The sequence below is a fragment of the Salinibacterium sp. 10G20-15 genome, from assembly GCF_057365065.1.
In genome coordinates, this window is sequence record NZ_CP195118.1 from 480917 (window position 1) to 496222 (window position 15306).

Below are 15306 nucleotides of genomic sequence, written 5' to 3' on the forward strand. Positions count from 1 at the left end.
TGCCGCCGCTACTTCTTCACCTTCGGCGGCAACGCGCTCACCGGGGCCCCCTTGAGCCGCACTGTGACGGCTTCGCCGGGCAGCGGATGCCGCTCCACTTCATGCTGGATAGCAACGACGGTGCCGTCGTCGAGTCGCACGCGCGTGCGGCGCAGCGAGCCCAAGAAGCTCGACGAGATGACCGTGCCGGCGATGCCTTCGGACGAGAGCGCGATGTCCTCCGGGCGAACGAGCGCGAGTACGGGACCGTCAGGCATGGGGTCGCCGAGAAGGGTAAGGGTGCAGCCGTGAAGGTGCACTTGGCCGTCAATCAGCTCGGCGGGCATCCGGTTGCTGAGGCCAACAAAGTCGGCAACGAAAGCATTGGTGGGCGTCGCGTAAAGCTCTTCGGGAGTGCCGATCTGTTCGATGCGACCGTCGCGCATGACCGCGACACGGTCGGCGACGGCGAGCGCCTCTTCTTGGTCGTGCGTGACGAAGACGGTCGTGATGCCGAGCTCGGTTTGCAGGCGACGAATCTCTTCGCGCAGTTGCACGCGCACCTTGGCATCGAGGGCACTCAGCGGCTCATCGAGCAGCAGCACGCGCGGGCGTGTGACGAGGGCGCGGGCGAGAGCTACACGCTGTTGCTGACCGCCCGAGAGCTGGTGGGCGAAGCGTTCGCTGTGCTTGGTGAGGCCGACCATGTCCAAGGTTTCGAGGGCGCGTTCGCGGCGACGAGCGGCAGCGACCTTGCGCATCTTGAGCCCGAACTCGACGTTCTCGAGCACCGTCATGTGCGGGAACAGCGAGTAGGCCTGAAAGACCATTCCGATGTCGCGCTTGTTCGTGGGAGTGTCGGCGACATCCACACCATCGATCACAATGCGGCCGCTGTCGATGCTCTCGAGACCCGAGATACTGCGCAGGGCGGTGGTCTTGCCACAGCCCGAGGGACCGAGGAGTGCAACGAGTTCTCCCGGTGCCACCTCGAGGTCGATGCTGTTGAGCGCGGTGTGCCCGGCGAAGGCTTTGACGACGGCGCTGAGCTGCACCGTGGCGCCCGTGGGCGGCGCGGCGCCGGCGGGATCGGATGTTGGCGTCGGGCCCGTCAGGGTGAACGTGGCGGTCATGATTTTCTCCTAGAGGGCGAAGCTGCGCCGAGGCGGCCAATAATCAGCAGCAAGATAAAAGCGAGAGCAAGGGCCGCGAGCGCGAAGATCACAGCGACCCACGGGTCGGACTGAGATACCTGCAGCAGCGCAGTTTGCAGGTTACGGCGGTTGAGCAGGCTCGCAATGGTGAACTCGCCCAGCACAACCGCAATCGAGATGAAGGATGCCGCGAGCACTCCCCGGCGCAGGTTCGGCAGCAGAATCTTCCACAGCACGGTCATCCAGCCAGCACCGAGCGTGCTCGCTGCTTCGCTGAGGGTCTTCACCGGGATCGCGTCGAGGTTGCCTTGGATGGCGCGGTAGGCATACGGCAGCACCGTGATGCCGTATGCGAAGGCGAGAGTCCAGGTGGAGCCGCCGAGCACTTGCACGACCACCGAGTAGACCGGGGCAAGACCGACGACGAGCACGATGGCCGGCACCGTGATGGGGATGATGCAGATGAATTCGAGGGTGCGCTTGAGCCTCGGGAACTGCATGTGCACGAGCACCATGGTGGGCAGCAGGAGCACGAGCACGATGCCCACGGTCACGGCGGCGAGCACGAGCGAGTTTTCGATCGCTTGATAAAGCCCGCGGTAAGTGCGGGCGCTGTCTTCGCTGAAAAGGCCCGTCCAGTGACTCGTCGTGTAATCGCCCGCAAGACCGTTACGGAAGGTGAACTCGATCATCGCGATCACGGGGATCAGGAAGATCGCGCCAATGATGCCGAGGATGAGGCGGCGGGCCAGAGCGCTCGGTTCGGCCCCGATGCGCACAGCCTGGTTCGCGCTCACTTCTGCCACCGCGAGGTGCGGGACTGCAGTGCGGAGTACGCCCACATGACGACGACCATGACCACGATCATCCCGAGCGCGAGGGCGCCCGCCATGTTCTCGCGGCCCAGTACGGTTTCACTGACGAGCGCGGCCCGAATCTGCAGGGGCACGATTTGCGAGCCCTGGCTGATGAGCGCGGCGGCCGTGGCGAACGACGAGAAGGCGTTGGCAAAGAGCAGCAGTAGCGAGCCGAGGAACGCCGGAGCGAGCACGGGAGCCGCAATGTGGCGCCAGTACGCGAAGCGCGTGCCGCCAAGCGTTGCACTCGCTTCCGCCCATTGTGGCCGCAGCGCAGTGAGGGCGGGCAAGAAGGTAATCACCATGAGGGGAACCTGAAAGTAGACGTAGGGAAGGATGAGGCCGGGCACCTGATAGAGCCACACGCCATCCGCAAAAATATCGACCCCGAAGGTGTCACGCAGGATGACTGTGACGAGCCCCTGCACGCCGATCGTCGCGATAAACGCGAAGGCGAGCATCACGCCACCGAACTGGGCGAGCACGCTGGCGGCCGATTCGATGATGGTGCGTAGCAAGCCACCCACCTTGGTGCCGAGCATTGCATAGCAAATGAGGGCGCCGACAACGGCACCGATCACGGCGGTGACACCCGAGAGCCAGAACGAGCTACCGAAGGTGGCGAGGATGGTCGGGGTAAACAGTCCCGTGATGTTGTCGAACGTCAGCGAACCGTCGTCGGAGAAGAAGCCCGTAACCACGGCAAGGATGGTGGGCAGGGCGAGAAAGATGAGAACGTAGGCCGCAAACGGCGTGAGCCCCGCATAGGCGAGGCGACGACGTCGATTCGACGGCTTCTTGGCCGGAGCCACGCGAGGATGGTGCCGAGCGGTGAGCTCGACACCATCCTGTGCGGGCGCTGGCGCGGTGGCTAGCGACACGATGGATTAGCTAAGAGTGCGTGAGGGAATCAGCGTTAGCCGATTGCCACAGTCCACTTTTCAGCCAAGATTTCTGCGTTCTTCTCGGCCTGCTCCGGGGTGGGCGTGACGAGTTCACCCTCGAGAGCACCGAGGGCGTCGAGTGCCGCGGTGTCGACGGTTCCGGCATCCTGCAACGCCTGAATCGTCACGGGGTAGGCGCCACCGACGATGAAGAGGTTTTGCGCTTCGGGGCTGTAGAGGAATTCCTGCCAGAGACGAGCAGCGGCCGGGTGCGGGGCATCCTTGTTGATGGCCTGGTTGTAGAAGCTCGTGTAGACATCGCCGGGAAGAGTCGTGACCTTCCACCCGTCAACCGTTGCGGCGGCAGCGAGGTTGTTGTAGCTCCAGTCGAAGGCAACCTTGGTCTCACCGGCAGCAATGGTTGCTCCCGTGACGTTGACCGGGATGAAGTTGCCGGCGTCGTTGAGCTCTTCGAAGAACTCGATGCCGGGAGTGAAGTCATCGAGCGTTCCACCCTGGTGAACTGTGGCGAGACCGAGCGCAGCAAACGCGGCGCCAGCCTGCGTGGGGTCACCGTTCAGCGCAACAGCGCCGCGGTACTCAGGCTTGAGCAGGTCGTCCAGGCTCGTGGGCTCGGGAACCGAGTTGGAGTCATACCCAATCGACATGCTGCCGGTGTAGTCGTTGACCCAGAGGCCGGTTGCTTCCTTGTTGCCCTCAGGAATTTCATCCCAGTTGGCGACCATGTAGGGAGCGAAGTAGTCGAGGCTGTCGAGCGTTACCGCGGTGCCGAGGTCGAAGACGTCGGGGGCGGTGTCTTGGCCCTTGAGGTTGTCAGCGGCGGCGATTTCTTCGGCGCTGGAAACGTCGGGGTCAGCCGAGTTGACGATGATGTCGTACTTCTCTTCAAAGAGAGCCTTGATCTCGCCGTAGTTTGCCCAGTTGTCGGGCAAGGCGATGACGTTGAGTTCGCCCTCAGCCTGCGCGGCTGCGATTAGAGCGTCCATTCCGCCAAAGTCTTCGGCGGTGGTTGCGGTCGATGCGTCAACATCGCCCGCTGCTGCCTCGGTGGTGCTGCAGCCACTGAGTGAGATCGCCGATGCTGCAACGAGTGCAACTGCGGCGAGGGTGCGCTTAGTGAACAAGACTTCCTCCAACGACCGCCACGGCCGCCCGCGCTGTGAGCGGGCAGAGGGTACCGAAACGATCCGAGGATGACCGTACGCAGCAGGATGCCTCGCTCCCTGTCATCCCGGTAAACGATCGATGAACGACACAAACACAATTGCTCGCTTGCTCTGCGCGCGACGAGACAGAGTGGATGTCGCCGCCGCTCGGTAGAGTCAGTTCCGTGGCCGATTCTCTCTCTGCAGCGCAAGCGCGCCGAGTGCTGCTCGCTGCTCAAGGCTTTGGGCGCGGGGTCGCGAGTGCGGCCAACCCCGCGGGAACGCGCCAGCTCAACCTGCTGTTTGACCGTATCCGGCTGCTGCAAATCGACTCGGTGAACGTGTTTGAGCGCAGTCACTATCAGCCGGTGTTCGCCCGGCTCGGGCACTACGACAAGTCCGCTCTTGATGCGCTGACGTTCCGCAAGCCAACCGCGCGCACGCCGGGCCGGTATGTCGAATACTGGGCGCACGAAGCCGCCCTCATTCCTCTCGAATCCTGGCCGCTGTGGCGCTGGAAGATGGAGTCGCTGCGCGAACGCGACGCCCAGCGCTACGAATGGGTACGCGACAACCAGCCCATGCTGCAGTGGCTGCGCGAAGAACTTGCCACCACCGGCCCGGTTACCGCCCGCGAGATCGAACACGACGCCAACCGTCGCACCGGACCGTGGTGGGGATGGTCTGACGTGAAGCAGGGCCTAGAGATGCTGTTCCGCTGGGGCGAAGTCGTGAGCGCCGGTCGCACCCGCTTCGAACGCACCTACGCGCTGACCGACCACCTGATTCCGGCCGAGCTGCGCGAGCGCGAGGTGTCCCGCGCCGACGCGCATCGAGCTCTGGTTGCTGAGTCAGCACGGGCGCTGGGAATCGGCACGGCATCCGACCTCGCCGACTACTTTCGACTCAAAGGCGCCGACGTGCGCCCGGCCATTGCCGAACTAGCGGATGCCGGCGAGCTCGTTCCTGTGACCGTGCGCGGCTGGGACCAGCCCGCGTGGCTACACCGGGAGGCACGCATCGCCCGCCGCATCGAACACGTTGCCCTACTGTCGCCCTTCGATCCCGTGGTGTGGGATCGCAAGCGCGCCGAGCGCATGTTCGGGTTCCACTACCGCATCGAGATTTACACTCCCGAACCTCAGCGCCAGTTCGGCTACTACTCGCTACCCGTGCTCGTCGATGATGCGCTCGTCGGCCGCATCGACCTCAAAACCGATCGCCACGCGGGTGTGCTGCGCGTGCAATCCGCCTGGCACGAAGCCGGTCTCGACGCCCTCCCCGGCGGCACCGGAGCCCTCGCCGAACGCATCGTGCCGACGCTGCGCGAAATCGCGCACTGGCAAGGCATGGGCGAAATCAGCGTGACCGGCCGCGGCACTCTCTCCCCCGCCATCGAGGCAGAGTTGAAGCGTTAGTTAGAAACCGCCGCCGATTGTGCTCAACCGCTCAACGCGATCCGCAATCGGCGGGTGCGTACTGAACAAGCGATCCATGATGCCCGGTTTCGTCGGGTCGGAAATCCACATGTGGGCCATCGTCGAATTCTGCTTCACCATCGGACGGCTGTACTCGCCCAACTTCTGCAAAGCACTGGCCAGAGCATCCGGGTGACGCGTCGTCATCGCACCGGTTGCGTCGGCAAGGTACTCACGCTGGCGCGAAATCGAAGCCTGCACAGCCGCTGCCACGAGAGGAGAAATAAGCAACGCAGCCAAGCCAATAACGATCATGACCGGATTGCTGTTCTGGTTGTTGCCACGACCGCCAAAGAGCGTGAAGCGCAGTGCGATGTCGGAGATGAAACCCACCGCGACAACGAGACCGAACACGATCATCGATACGCGGATGTCGTAATTGCGCACGTGACCCAGCTCGTGGGCCATCACGCCCTCAAGCTCGGCATCAGTCATGAGGTCGAGCAGACCGGTCGTTGCCGCCACAATGGCGTGCTCAGGGTCACGACCCGTTGCGAACGCATTCGGCGCGGGATCGTGCACGATGTACACCTTCGGCATCGGCATTCCCGTCGTAATCGACAGGTTTTCGACGATGCGATACAGGCGCGGGTTATCGGCTTTCTGAATCTCGACCGCGCCACTCATCGCCACTGCTTGACCGCTCGCAGCAAAGTACTGAATCAGGGTGTACGCGCCGGCACCAATGATCGTGCCAATCGTAACCGTCATCGGATCGCCCCCCATCAGGAAGCTCAGCGCAAAGCCGAGAAACCCAATAAGGATGACGAACAAAATGATGATCAGAACAGTGTTGCGCTTGTTTTTTGCTATCGCGCGATACATCTAGCCATCCCGGTCATGCCGTGAGAAAGACGAAGAATTAGAACTGAACGCGAGGCGGCTCTGCGATAGACGCAGCATCCGCAACCTCGAAAAAGTCGCGCTCAGTGAAACCAAGGTTGCGTGCAAACAGAGTGTTCGGGAACACCTTGATCTTGGTGTTGAGTTCGCGCACACCACCGTTATAGAAGCGGCGGCTGGCTTGGATCTTGTCTTCGGTGTCGACAAGTTCGCCCTGAAGCTGGAGGAAGTTCTGGCTAGCCTGCAGCTGCGGGTATGCCTCAGCGACCGCAAAAATGCTCTTGAGGGCAGACTGCATGTGGTTCTCTGCCTCAGCAGCATCCACGGGGCCCTGCGCGCTCAGCGTCTCAGCGCGAGCCTTCGTAACTGCCTCAAAGACGCCCTTTTCGTGAGCGGCGTAGCCCTTGACGGCCTCGATGAGGTTCGGCAGCAAGTCAGCACGACGCTTGAGCTGCACAGTGATGTCGCTCCACGCTTCGTCAACGCGAACGTTGAGAGTCACTAGAGCGTTGTACGTGGTCCACAGGTAAATACCCACGATCACGACGAGCAGAACAATGACGCCAAGTACGATCAGGAATTCCATGCCTCAACTATAGAGCGCCCTGCTGTGCCTCCACCGAGAAAATGGGCCACTTGCGGCCCCCAATCGCGGGTCGACAACCGCCGCTATGCCAGCGGGCCCCACGGAGCAAACCGCTTACTGATTCAGAGCTTTTGTCCCTGTGACAGCCGAAGTCACGAACTTGCCGATCACGGGAGCCGTGAGCAGTGCGAGCCCCACGCGACGCTTCCACAACTGGAACGTGGTGTGCGGCAGAAAGCCGTTCGCGGCACGGCGACCAGCGGCCTGCTTGTCGGCGACCACCGGCATCCACTCTTCTTCGTACTCGGCGAAGGCGGCACTCGGCTCAAGATCGCCCGCGAGCTTTTCGGCCAGCAGCACGCCGCCGGCGATCGCCAAAGATGCCCCCTGCCCGGCAAGCAACGACACCGCTTGACAGGCGTCTCCCGCAAAGACCACGCGACCGCGGCTCCACACCGGCAACTCGATCTGTGCAACCTGGTCGTAGTAGATCTTGGACGGTTTCGGGCACTTCGCCAGCGCTTCGGCCACGTCGTCGCCCATGCCCGCATAAGCGGCCTGAATGGCCTCGCGGGGGTTGGCGGGCAGCACGGTGTCATCGACGCGGTGCGCGGCGAACAGAGCCACCTGACCGTTGTGGAGGCCATACAGGCCGACCATCCGATCTAGTTCGTCGGTCGAGACGACGGCCTTTCCGAGCTTGGCGTGCAGTTTCGGCGAATCGAATGTGTAAGCGCACGTGTGCATACCGAGTTGACGATCGAACGCCGCCGAATCGCCAAAGATGCTGTGGCGAACAGCCGAATGGATGCCGTCGGCCGCCACCACAATGTCGCCCGAAATGCGCGTGCCATTGGCCAACACCGCCGTGACGTAGTCCGTACGATCTTCCACCGCGACGACAGCGCTGCCGAAGCGCACCTCCACGGATTCAGGCAACGCCTCAAAGAGTGTCAATTCAAGATCTTGGCGCATGAGACTTATGAGCTTGCCGCCCTCATTGGCCGCAACCACGCCGTAGTCGAGCGACTGACTGCGACCATTCGGCCGCACAAACCGCGCCTCGGTGATCGAATAGCTCAGCTCGCGCAAGCGCCCCAGAATGCCCATCTTCTCGGCGGCGTCATAGCCGGGCCCGAAGAAGTCGATCATGTAACCCTGCGTGCGACGTCCTGGCGCAGCCTCCAGCAGAGTGACCTCCCAGCCGCGCTCGGCCAACTGACCGGCGACCGTTAGTCCCGAAATTCCTGCTCCACACACAATGGCTTTAATAATCGTGCCCTCTCGCTACATGTATTGAGCCTGACTTCGGCCCCAGGCAGCTACTGCCCCAACACTCGGCGCAGATAATCGTTCGCGAACACGCGACCCGGATCGAGCCGGTCACGAATGTTCAAGAACTCATTGAAACCCGAATACGCCGCCGAGAGTGATTCGGCTGGCCGGTTATGCAACTTTCCCCAGTGAGGTCTCCCGTCATGCGCCATCATGATCGCCTCGACTTCACGAAAATACTCGGCCGGGTCTTCGCGCCAATACTGGTGCACCGCGACATATCCGGTGGCCCGCCCCGACGCGGTAGACAGCAGCAATGAGTCCGCAGCCGCCGAACGCACTTCGATCGGGAACGAAACTCTCCACCCTCGGTCGGCGATCAGCTTCTGGACGGCGCGTACGGCATCCGGCACCGCCTCGATGGGGAGGGCATATTCCATTTCGCGAAAACGTACGGTGCGATCGGTGACGAAGACGCTGCTCGATACATCGGTGAATTCGCGATTGCCGGAGAGCTTCACGGCGAGACGATTGACCGGCGGGATGATCGCTGGCGCGGCTGTGCCCGCCGCACAGATTGCTCGGTACACACCATTGGCCATGAACTCGTCATCGAACCAGCGCGAAAACGTGGTGAGTGGATGCCGCGGCGCATCACCCGGTAAGCGCGTGTTGCTCTTGGTCAGGGCTGTGATGGTGTGCGGCCACACGTAGAACTCGAAGTGGTCGGTTTCGGCACTGCGCTGTAGCCACTCGTCGAGGACGGCGGCAGCGGGTTCGGGGCGCTCGACCGCGTGCAGCAGAAAGGTCGGTACGCACTCGATCGTCACGTCAACGAGGATGCCGAGGGCACCCAGACTGAGCGCTGCAGCCGACAACAGGTGCGGGTTTTCGGTCGCGTTCACCCGCAGCAGCTCGCCCGCCGCCGTCACGAGGGTGACGCCGCGTACTTGGGTGGCGATGCCGCCGAAGCGCGCGCCGGTGCCGTGGGTGCCCGTGGAGATCGCGCCCGCGATTGTTTGGCGATCGATGTCGCCCATGTTCGCGAGCGCGAGCCCGAGCGGTTCGAGCAGGGCGGGGAGTTCGTAGAGGTTCGTGCCGGCGCCGAGCGTGACCAGCGGGCCGTCGACGGCAATGACTCCCGCGAGCGCGCCCACGTCAAGGTGCAGACCGTCGGTCGCTGCGATCGAGGTGAAGCTGTGGCCGGCACCCCAGGCCTTGACCGTGACGCCAGCGTCGCGCGCGAAGTTCACCGCCGCGATAACCTCGTCGACGCTCTCGGGGCGAGCCGTGAATTCTGGATGCGCACGCTCAGATCGACCCCAGTTGCGCCACACGGCACCGGGGCGGAGGGATGCCGGGGCGGCGCTCGATGCGCGGTGCTCCGATCGCGGCATCCACTCCGGAGTCGTCATAGGAAGGCTTTGCCCTCGCCGCGATACGTGGGCACCGTATCGACGATGCGACCGTCGGCCACGACCGCGAACTCGTTGAGGTGCTCGGAGAGCTCACCCGCCTTGGTGTGACGGAACCAGACGCGGTCACCCACCTCAAGCTGCTCGGCAGCGGGGCCGGTTAGCGGTGACTGCACTTCGCCGGCGCCCTCGCGCGGCACATACTTGAGCCCTTCGGGCCACGTGGGCTGGGGCATCCGGTCGACACCCGCTTCGCCCGAGGCGATCCAACCGCCACCGTGCACCGTCGCGATATCGAGCGAGTATTTGCGGTCGACGGCAAGCGCGAAGGCCGCCGCCGGGGCCGGGGTGAAGTGGCTGTAGTTGTCGAACAGGTGCGGGCCGAACAGGCCGCTCCCGGCGGCGATCTCGGTGACCGACGTGTCTTCGGCGGTGGATTCGAGCGACCCCGTTCCCCCACCGTTCACGAATTCGAGTTCGGCGATTTCGCTCACCGACGCCACGATCTCGCCGCGACGCTCGCGAAGTTCTTTGGCAGAGGCGGTCTGCATGACGTCGAGCAGGCGACCAAATGCGGCCTTGTTCGGCGGGCGGTTGCCTACCCCGGCGATCTGCGCTTCGTACGCCATAATCCCCACCAGAGTGAAGCCGGCGCGGTCCACCACGGTGCTGGCCAGGGTCCGTGCTTGCGCCGCCGAGCGCACGGGCGAGCGATGCGCGCCCACGTGACCGAGCAGCGGGGAGTGGAAGGAGGCATCCACATCGATGCAGACGCGGATGGTTTCGCGGTGCTGCGGCGAGAGCACCGAGTCGACGAAGTCGAGGTGCTCGACCGAGTCGATCATGAGCGTGACGCGTTCGGCGAGCGCCGGGCTCGTGCCGAGCGCTGCGATGGCCGCGCGATCGACGGAGGGGTAGCCGACAACGACATCGTCAATAGTTTCGGCAAGCCAGAGCGCCTCAGTGAGGGTGTACGCCAGAACGCCCCGGAACTCGTCGAGCTCGAGCACGGCATCCATGACTTCGCGAACGCGAATCGACTTGCTCGCCACCCGAATCGGCACCCCGGATGCCCGGCGAATCATGTCGGCGGCGTTGTGCGACAGCGCCTCAAGGGAGAGCACCCCGTAGGGAGCGTCGAGGGCGTGCGTGGCATCGGCGAGCGTCTGCCAATAATCCTCGGGCGTGTGCCAGGGCGTTGCAGGGGTGCTGAGAAGCTTCACGGGTTCCTTCGGGACACGGCGGCGAGTGATCACGGTACGACGGGACCGGGCGAGGCATCGGCGCCGTGTTGCTCAACTTTCCCAGAACGCGCGCCGCAACACAACGGGCGCCTCCTGCCGCTTGACCCTCGCGGTTCGGTGGCGTTGAGTGGAGCCATGACTTTCGCAAACGTAGGCACCCTTGGAGTTAAGCCCGGCCACCGCGATGAGGTTGTCGCTATTCTCGCGCGGCGCAGCACAGACCTAGACAGCGCCGGATGCCTCAGCTACGAGGTCGGCGTGAGCGACGAGCATCCCGACACCGTGTTTGTCTCCGAGCTGTGGGAGTCGGCAGAAGCCCACCAGCTCTCGTTGCAACTGGCAAGCGTGCAGGCCGCGATCAAGGAAGCGATGCCCCTATTGAGCGGCGAGATGGGCGGCAACCGCTTCGAGGTCGTCGGATCACCGCTGCGCGACTAGGCGAGGGCCGCGCTCACAACCCTTTGCGCGTGTTCCACCAGTAACGCCACAGGGCGAATCCCCCGTACGGGATGACGATCAGCACGAGCGACCACAGCAAGACCGTGCGTACGCTCTGGTTGCCCTCGCGAATCATCGTCAGAATGGCCCATCCGTCGAAGGCTAACGCGATGAAAAGGACCGGCGCGAGCATCGGATACGAGAGGCCATAGGCGCCGAACATTGTTTTCCTGTCGTTGAAACCTGAGTATCTGTTCTCTCCAGATTACGCGACGCGGTGTTCGGCGAACAGCCATCGCACGAGGCCGAATCCAATCGCTGCGCCAAGGAGCTGGGCCGCGATGAAACCGGGGGCCGAGCCCGGCGCGATGCCCGCAAAGGTGTCGCTGAACATCCGACCGATGGTGATGGCCGGGTTGGCGAAGCTCGTGGAGCTTGTGAAGAAATAGGCGCCACCGATGTATGCGCCAACGGCGATCGGAGCGAGGTTTGCGCGCCCCGTGCGCACGAGCGCGAAGATCACGACGATGAGTCCGGCGGTCGCGACGACCTCGCTGAGAAAGTGTGCCGGGGTGAGTCGCGCCGTCGTACTGAAGGTGACAGCAGCCTGCGCGAACATGAGGTTCGCGAGGATCGCGCCGGCGACGCATCCGACAATCTGGGTTGGGATGTAGAACGCCGTATCGCGCCACGACCGCAGCCCGCTGAGCGAATCCACGATCGAGACGACCGGGTTGAAGTGCGCGCCACTGACCGTCATGAACACGAGAATGAGCACACCGAGCCCGAAGGCGGTCGCTAGCGCGTTCTCGAGAAGTTGCAGCCCGACATCGCCCGGCGAGAGTTGCTGCGCCGCAATGCCGGAGCCGATGACGACGGCGGAAAGCCCCGCGCTACCCACAAATTCGGCGGTCAGGCGACGGGTGAGAGCGAAGGTACGAGGCGTGGTCATTCGGAGATCATACCCAAACATTGATAACTGTCTATGAATTGCGCCTCGTCGTTTAGACTGCTTGCTATGTCAGCGATCGAGTCACCCGCCTCCGAACGCGCCGTGGCCGAACGCATTGCCCAGAGCATGCGCGCGATCGCCGACCCAACGCGAGTGCAGATTCTGCGCTTGTTGATGGATGCCCCCGAAGGCCGCCGCGGAGTCACTGACCTTGCCGCTCGCCTCGGCCTCACCCAACCCACCGTGAGCCACCACGTGCGCATCATGGCCGACGATGGAATCTTGCAGAGTGCTCAAGAAGGGCGCCAGGTCTGGTACTCCCTCGTTCCGTCACGCCTGGCCGATGTCTTCGGCTTTGTGCAGCACTCCCCCGCGGATGCCGCCACCGCTGTTGACCCCACAATTCTCGACCGCATCACCGACGACCTCGCCCTCCGCTTTGCCGGCGTCTTCTCGCGCGAAACCGTCGCCGAGTACGTCGCCAGCAGCTACGACCTGTTGCGTGCGGGCGCCCCCACGGATCGCCACTTGTCGTCTCACACGTCTCGCTTTGCCGCTGATCGATTGGGGGCACTCCCCGAGGCAGATGCTGCAGCCACCACGGCACCGACCGACGTGCTGTTCGTATGCGTGCAGAATGCGGGCCGCTCGCAACTCGCCGCCGCCATCCTGCGATCCCTCGCGGGAGACCGCGTGCGCGTACTGACCGCAGGCTCGCAACCGACCGCGTCGATCAACCCCAAGATCGTCGCCGCCCTCGACGAAATCGGCGTTTCCGTCGATGGCGAATACCCCAAACCGCTCACCGACGAAGTAGTGCGCGGTGCGGATGTCGTGATCACGATGGGCTGCGGCGACGCGTGCCCGATCTACCCTGGCCGCCGCTACCTCGACTGGGAACTCCCCGACCCTGCCGACATGGCAATGGATGGTGTGCGAGCCGTGCGCGATGACATCGACGCCCGCGTGCGGGAGCTGCTTCGCTCGCTGCCGCCGGTGAACGCTGAGTGAACTAGTCACGCTGCACCCCGCAACCCTCGCGCAACGTATAGACATTCATCTATGCTTTAGGCATGACCACCGAAACTACTGCCACCACCGAGGCCCGCAAGCCTGTCGTTCTTTTCGTCTGCATTCACAATGCGGGCCGCTCCCAGATGGCCGCCGGCTACATGACGGCACTCTCGAACGGCGCTGTCGAAGTGCGTTCGGGCGGCTCGGAGCCGGGCAACGAGATCAACCCCACCGCGATCGCAGCGATGGCTGAAGAGGGTATCGACATCTCGCAGGCAGTCCCCCAGCTGATGACAGCCGATCAGGTGCAGGCATCGGATGTCGTCATCACGATGGGCTGCGGCGACGTCTGCCCGATCTTCCCCGGCAAGCGCTACGAAGACTGGGAGCTCGTCGACCCCAAGGGCAAAGGCATCGATGAAGTTCGGCCGATCCGCGACGACATCAAGGCGCGCATCCAGAGGCTACTCGCAGAGATTCTTCCCGCCTAAGCACCCCGTTAAACGACTGAAGGCGGCCGCATTGCGACCGCCTTCAGTTAGTTAAACACACAGTGCCCCGACAGGGACTCGAACCCTGACTTGGATGATTTTAAGTCATCTGCCTCTGCCAATTGGGCTATCGGGGCACGCATGCTCCACACTGACGCGTGGAGCATGCAAACACACTACTTGGGGCGTGACGCGAACTCTTCGAAGGCGCGGCGCGGTTCTACGCGAGCCTCGATCGAGATGGTGTCGCGACCCCAGAAGAAGTTCGTGATCCAGTTGCTGAAGACGCGAGCCTTGCGCTCGAACATCGGCATCGCCATGCCGTGGTATCCACGGTGCATGAACCAGGCCGGGAAGCCCTTGATCGCGATCTTACCGGACTGGAAGACACCGTGGTACAGGCCGAGACCGGCAACTGCACCCTGGTTCTTGTGGAAGTAGTCCTTCGTCTCTTCGCCACGAAGCGAAGCCACAATGTTCTTGGCCATGAGCTTGGCCTGGCGAACAGCATGCTGAGCGTTCGGAACGCAGAAGCCGCCAACGCCACCACCGGTGAGGTCAGGAACAGCACACACGTCGCCGGCGCCCCAGGCACCCTCGACGACACCGTCATCGTTGATGACACGGAGGTCGGCCTGCACGCGGATGCGTCCACGCTCTTCGATGGGAAGGTCGGTGCTGCGAACAACAGGGTTCGCCATAACGCCCGCAGTCCACACGATGGTGTCGGACTCAAAGCTTTCACCGGTCGACAGCTCAACCACGCCATCCACAGCAGACTTCAGCTGGGTGTCGAGGTGGATCTGGGCGCCACGGTCAGCGAGGTTCTTGATGACCCACTTGCTCGTCTCGAGCGAAACCTCGGGCATGATGCGGCCCATCGCTTCAATGAGGTGGAAGTGCGTGTCTTCGAACGTGAGGTTCGGGTAGAGCGGCAGCAGCGACGAGGCCAGGCTGCGCATTTCGCCGAAGGCTTCGATACCGGCGAAGCCGCCACCGACAACAACGAACGTCAGGAGACGGTCGCGCTCGGGGCCAGCAGGCAGGTTGGATGCCTTGTCGAAGTTGGTGAGAAGACGGTCACGAACGGCAACAGCCTCTTCGATCGTCTTCATGCCGATAGCTTCGTCAGCAACACCGGGGATGGGGAAGGTACGCGAAACGGCACCGGCGGTCACAACAACGAGGTCGTAATCCATCTCCCACGAGTCGCCCACCTCGGGCTGAATCGTCGCGGTCTTTGCCGCGTGGTTGATTCCGGTGACCTTCGCCGTGACGACCTTGGTGGTCTTCAAGTGACGACGGTGAGGAACGACCGCGTGACGAGGCTCAATCGAGCCCGCAGCAACCTCGGGCAGGAAAGGCTGGTACGTCATGTAGGGAAGAGGGTCAACCATAGTGACCTCAGCTTCGCCGCGACGTAGCCACTTTTCGAGCTTACGAGCAGTGTAAAAACCGGCGTAGCCGCCGCCGACAATCAAGATTTTTGGCACGAGTCAGAGTCTCCTAAAGGGGAAGTTCGCCACCAAA

Annotated in this window: 16 protein-coding genes and 1 tRNA gene; 4 read left to right on the forward strand and 13 right to left on the reverse strand. The window is 63.2% G+C overall.

Annotation, left to right across the window (positions count from 1 at the left end):
- Positions 1-8: 8 nt before the first annotated feature.
- From ACR3YK_RS02265 to ACR3YK_RS02280, 4 genes are read right to left on the reverse strand one after another with little or no spacing between them, the layout of a single operon-like run.
- Positions 9-1112, reverse strand: coding sequence for an ABC transporter ATP-binding protein (locus ACR3YK_RS02265; protein ID WP_486175628.1), 1104 nt, complete (start codon positions 1110-1112; stop codon positions 9-11).
- Positions 1109-1930: an ABC transporter permease gene (locus tag ACR3YK_RS02270; RefSeq protein ID WP_486175629.1), complete on the reverse strand. Its 822-nt coding sequence runs from the start codon at positions 1928-1930 to the stop codon at positions 1109-1111. Before ACR3YK_RS02270 ends, ACR3YK_RS02265 begins: the two co-directional genes overlap by 4 nt.
- Positions 1927-2871, reverse strand: a complete 945-nt coding sequence (locus ACR3YK_RS02275) for an ABC transporter permease (RefSeq protein ID WP_100389689.1) — start codon at positions 2869-2871, stop codon at positions 1927-1929. Before ACR3YK_RS02275 ends, ACR3YK_RS02270 begins: the two co-directional genes overlap by 4 nt.
- A 35-nt stretch (positions 2872-2906) precedes the next feature.
- Positions 2907-4019, reverse strand: a complete 1113-nt coding sequence (locus tag ACR3YK_RS02280; protein WP_486175630.1) for an ABC transporter substrate-binding protein — start codon at positions 4017-4019, stop codon at positions 2907-2909.
- A gap of 206 nt (positions 4020-4225) precedes the next feature.
- Here ACR3YK_RS02280 and ACR3YK_RS02285 point away from each other — a divergent pair, with 206 nt between their 5' ends.
- Positions 4226-5458 carry a winged helix-turn-helix domain-containing protein gene (locus ACR3YK_RS02285; protein ID WP_486175631.1) on the forward strand — a complete coding sequence of 411 codons (1233 nt, stop codon included), beginning with the start codon at positions 4226-4228 and terminating at the stop codon, positions 5456-5458.
- Here the strand turns inward: ACR3YK_RS02285 and ACR3YK_RS02290 are convergent, their stop codons facing one another.
- From ACR3YK_RS02290 to ACR3YK_RS02310, 5 genes are all read right to left on the reverse strand, one after another.
- Positions 5459-6343 carry a M48 family metalloprotease gene (locus ACR3YK_RS02290; RefSeq protein WP_486175632.1) on the reverse strand — a complete coding sequence of 295 codons (885 nt, stop codon included), beginning with the start codon at positions 6341-6343 and terminating at the stop codon, positions 5459-5461. It lies immediately after the preceding gene.
- 37 nt (positions 6344-6380) lie between these two features.
- Positions 6381-6947, reverse strand: coding sequence for a LemA family protein (locus tag ACR3YK_RS02295; RefSeq protein WP_486175633.1), 567 nt, complete (start codon positions 6945-6947; stop codon positions 6381-6383).
- 114 nt (positions 6948-7061) lie between these two features.
- The gene (locus tag ACR3YK_RS02300; protein ID WP_486175634.1) at positions 7062-8207 is read right to left on the reverse strand and encodes an FAD-dependent oxidoreductase; all 1146 of its coding nucleotides are present in this window, start codon (positions 8205-8207) and stop codon (positions 7062-7064) included.
- Positions 8208-8269: 62 nt separating this feature from the next.
- Complete coding sequence (locus ACR3YK_RS02305) at positions 8270-9619, reverse strand: D-arabinono-1,4-lactone oxidase (protein ID WP_486176362.1); 1350 nt, start codon at positions 9617-9619, stop codon at positions 8270-8272.
- Positions 9620-9633: 14 nt separating this feature from the next.
- Positions 9634-10860, reverse strand: coding sequence for an amino acid deaminase/aldolase (locus ACR3YK_RS02310; protein ID WP_486175635.1), 1227 nt, complete (start codon positions 10858-10860; stop codon positions 9634-9636).
- 156 nt (positions 10861-11016) lie between these two features.
- On the opposite strand from ACR3YK_RS02310, the gene ACR3YK_RS02315 reads away from it, so the two are divergent.
- Positions 11017-11319: a putative quinol monooxygenase gene (locus tag ACR3YK_RS02315; protein ID WP_486175636.1), complete on the forward strand. Its 303-nt coding sequence runs from the start codon at positions 11017-11019 to the stop codon at positions 11317-11319.
- A gap of 13 nt (positions 11320-11332) precedes the next feature.
- Here the strand turns inward: ACR3YK_RS02315 and ACR3YK_RS02320 are convergent, their stop codons facing one another.
- Together ACR3YK_RS02320 and ACR3YK_RS02325 are read right to left on the reverse strand one after the other, a co-directional pair.
- The gene (locus ACR3YK_RS02320; RefSeq protein ID WP_100389680.1) at positions 11333-11542 is read right to left on the reverse strand and encodes a hypothetical protein; all 210 of its coding nucleotides are present in this window, start codon (positions 11540-11542) and stop codon (positions 11333-11335) included.
- Positions 11543-11584: 42 nt separating this feature from the next.
- Positions 11585-12271 (reverse strand): aquaporin, encoded by a 687-nt coding sequence (locus tag ACR3YK_RS02325; protein WP_486175637.1) that lies wholly within the window; start codon positions 12269-12271, stop codon positions 11585-11587.
- A 66-nt stretch (positions 12272-12337) separates the two neighbouring features.
- On the opposite strand from ACR3YK_RS02325, the gene ACR3YK_RS02330 reads away from it, so the two are divergent.
- Together ACR3YK_RS02330 and ACR3YK_RS02335 are read left to right on the forward strand one after the other, a co-directional pair.
- Entirely contained in the window at positions 12338-13282 is a 945-nt protein-coding gene (locus tag ACR3YK_RS02330) for a metalloregulator ArsR/SmtB family transcription factor (protein WP_486175638.1), read from the forward strand.
- Between the two features lie 62 nt (positions 13283-13344).
- Complete coding sequence (locus ACR3YK_RS02335) at positions 13345-13776, forward strand: arsenate reductase ArsC (RefSeq protein ID WP_486175639.1); 432 nt, start codon at positions 13345-13347, stop codon at positions 13774-13776.
- Between the two features lie 63 nt (positions 13777-13839).
- Here the strand turns inward: ACR3YK_RS02335 and ACR3YK_RS02340 are convergent.
- Together ACR3YK_RS02340 and ACR3YK_RS02345 are read right to left on the reverse strand one after the other, a co-directional pair.
- Positions 13840-13913: transfer RNA gene (locus ACR3YK_RS02340), tRNA-Leu, on the reverse strand.
- Between the two features lie 39 nt (positions 13914-13952).
- The gene (locus ACR3YK_RS02345; RefSeq protein ID WP_486175640.1) at positions 13953-15269 is read right to left on the reverse strand and encodes an NAD(P)/FAD-dependent oxidoreductase; all 1317 of its coding nucleotides are present in this window, start codon (positions 15267-15269) and stop codon (positions 13953-13955) included.
- Positions 15270-15306 lie beyond the last annotated feature (37 nt).

Bases quoted from the DNA above. Each gene is read 5' to 3' on its own strand.
- ACR3YK_RS02265 (WP_486175628.1), bottom strand. From the start codon at position 1,112: ATGACCGCCACGTTCACCCTGACGGGCCCGACGCCAACATCCGATCCC.
- ACR3YK_RS02290 (WP_486175632.1), bottom strand. From the start codon at position 6,343: ATGTATCGCGCGATAGCAAAAAACAAGCGCAACACTGTTCTGATCATC.
- ACR3YK_RS02295 (WP_486175633.1), bottom strand. From the start codon at position 6,947: ATGGAATTCCTGATCGTACTTGGCGTCATTGTTCTGCTCGTCGTGATC.
- ACR3YK_RS02305 (WP_486176362.1), bottom strand. From the start codon at position 9,619: ATGCCGCGATCGGAGCACCGCGCATCGAGCGCCGCCCCGGCATCCCTC.
- ACR3YK_RS02315 (WP_486175636.1), top strand. From the start codon at position 11,017: ATGACTTTCGCAAACGTAGGCACCCTTGGAGTTAAGCCCGGCCACCGC.
- ACR3YK_RS02320 (WP_100389680.1), bottom strand. From the start codon at position 11,542: ATGTTCGGCGCCTATGGCCTCTCGTATCCGATGCTCGCGCCGGTCCTT.
- ACR3YK_RS02325 (WP_486175637.1), bottom strand. From the start codon at position 12,271: ATGACCACGCCTCGTACCTTCGCTCTCACCCGTCGCCTGACCGCCGAA.
- ACR3YK_RS02330 (WP_486175638.1), top strand. From the start codon at position 12,338: ATGTCAGCGATCGAGTCACCCGCCTCCGAACGCGCCGTGGCCGAACGC.
- ACR3YK_RS02335 (WP_486175639.1), top strand. From the start codon at position 13,345: ATGACCACCGAAACTACTGCCACCACCGAGGCCCGCAAGCCTGTCGTT.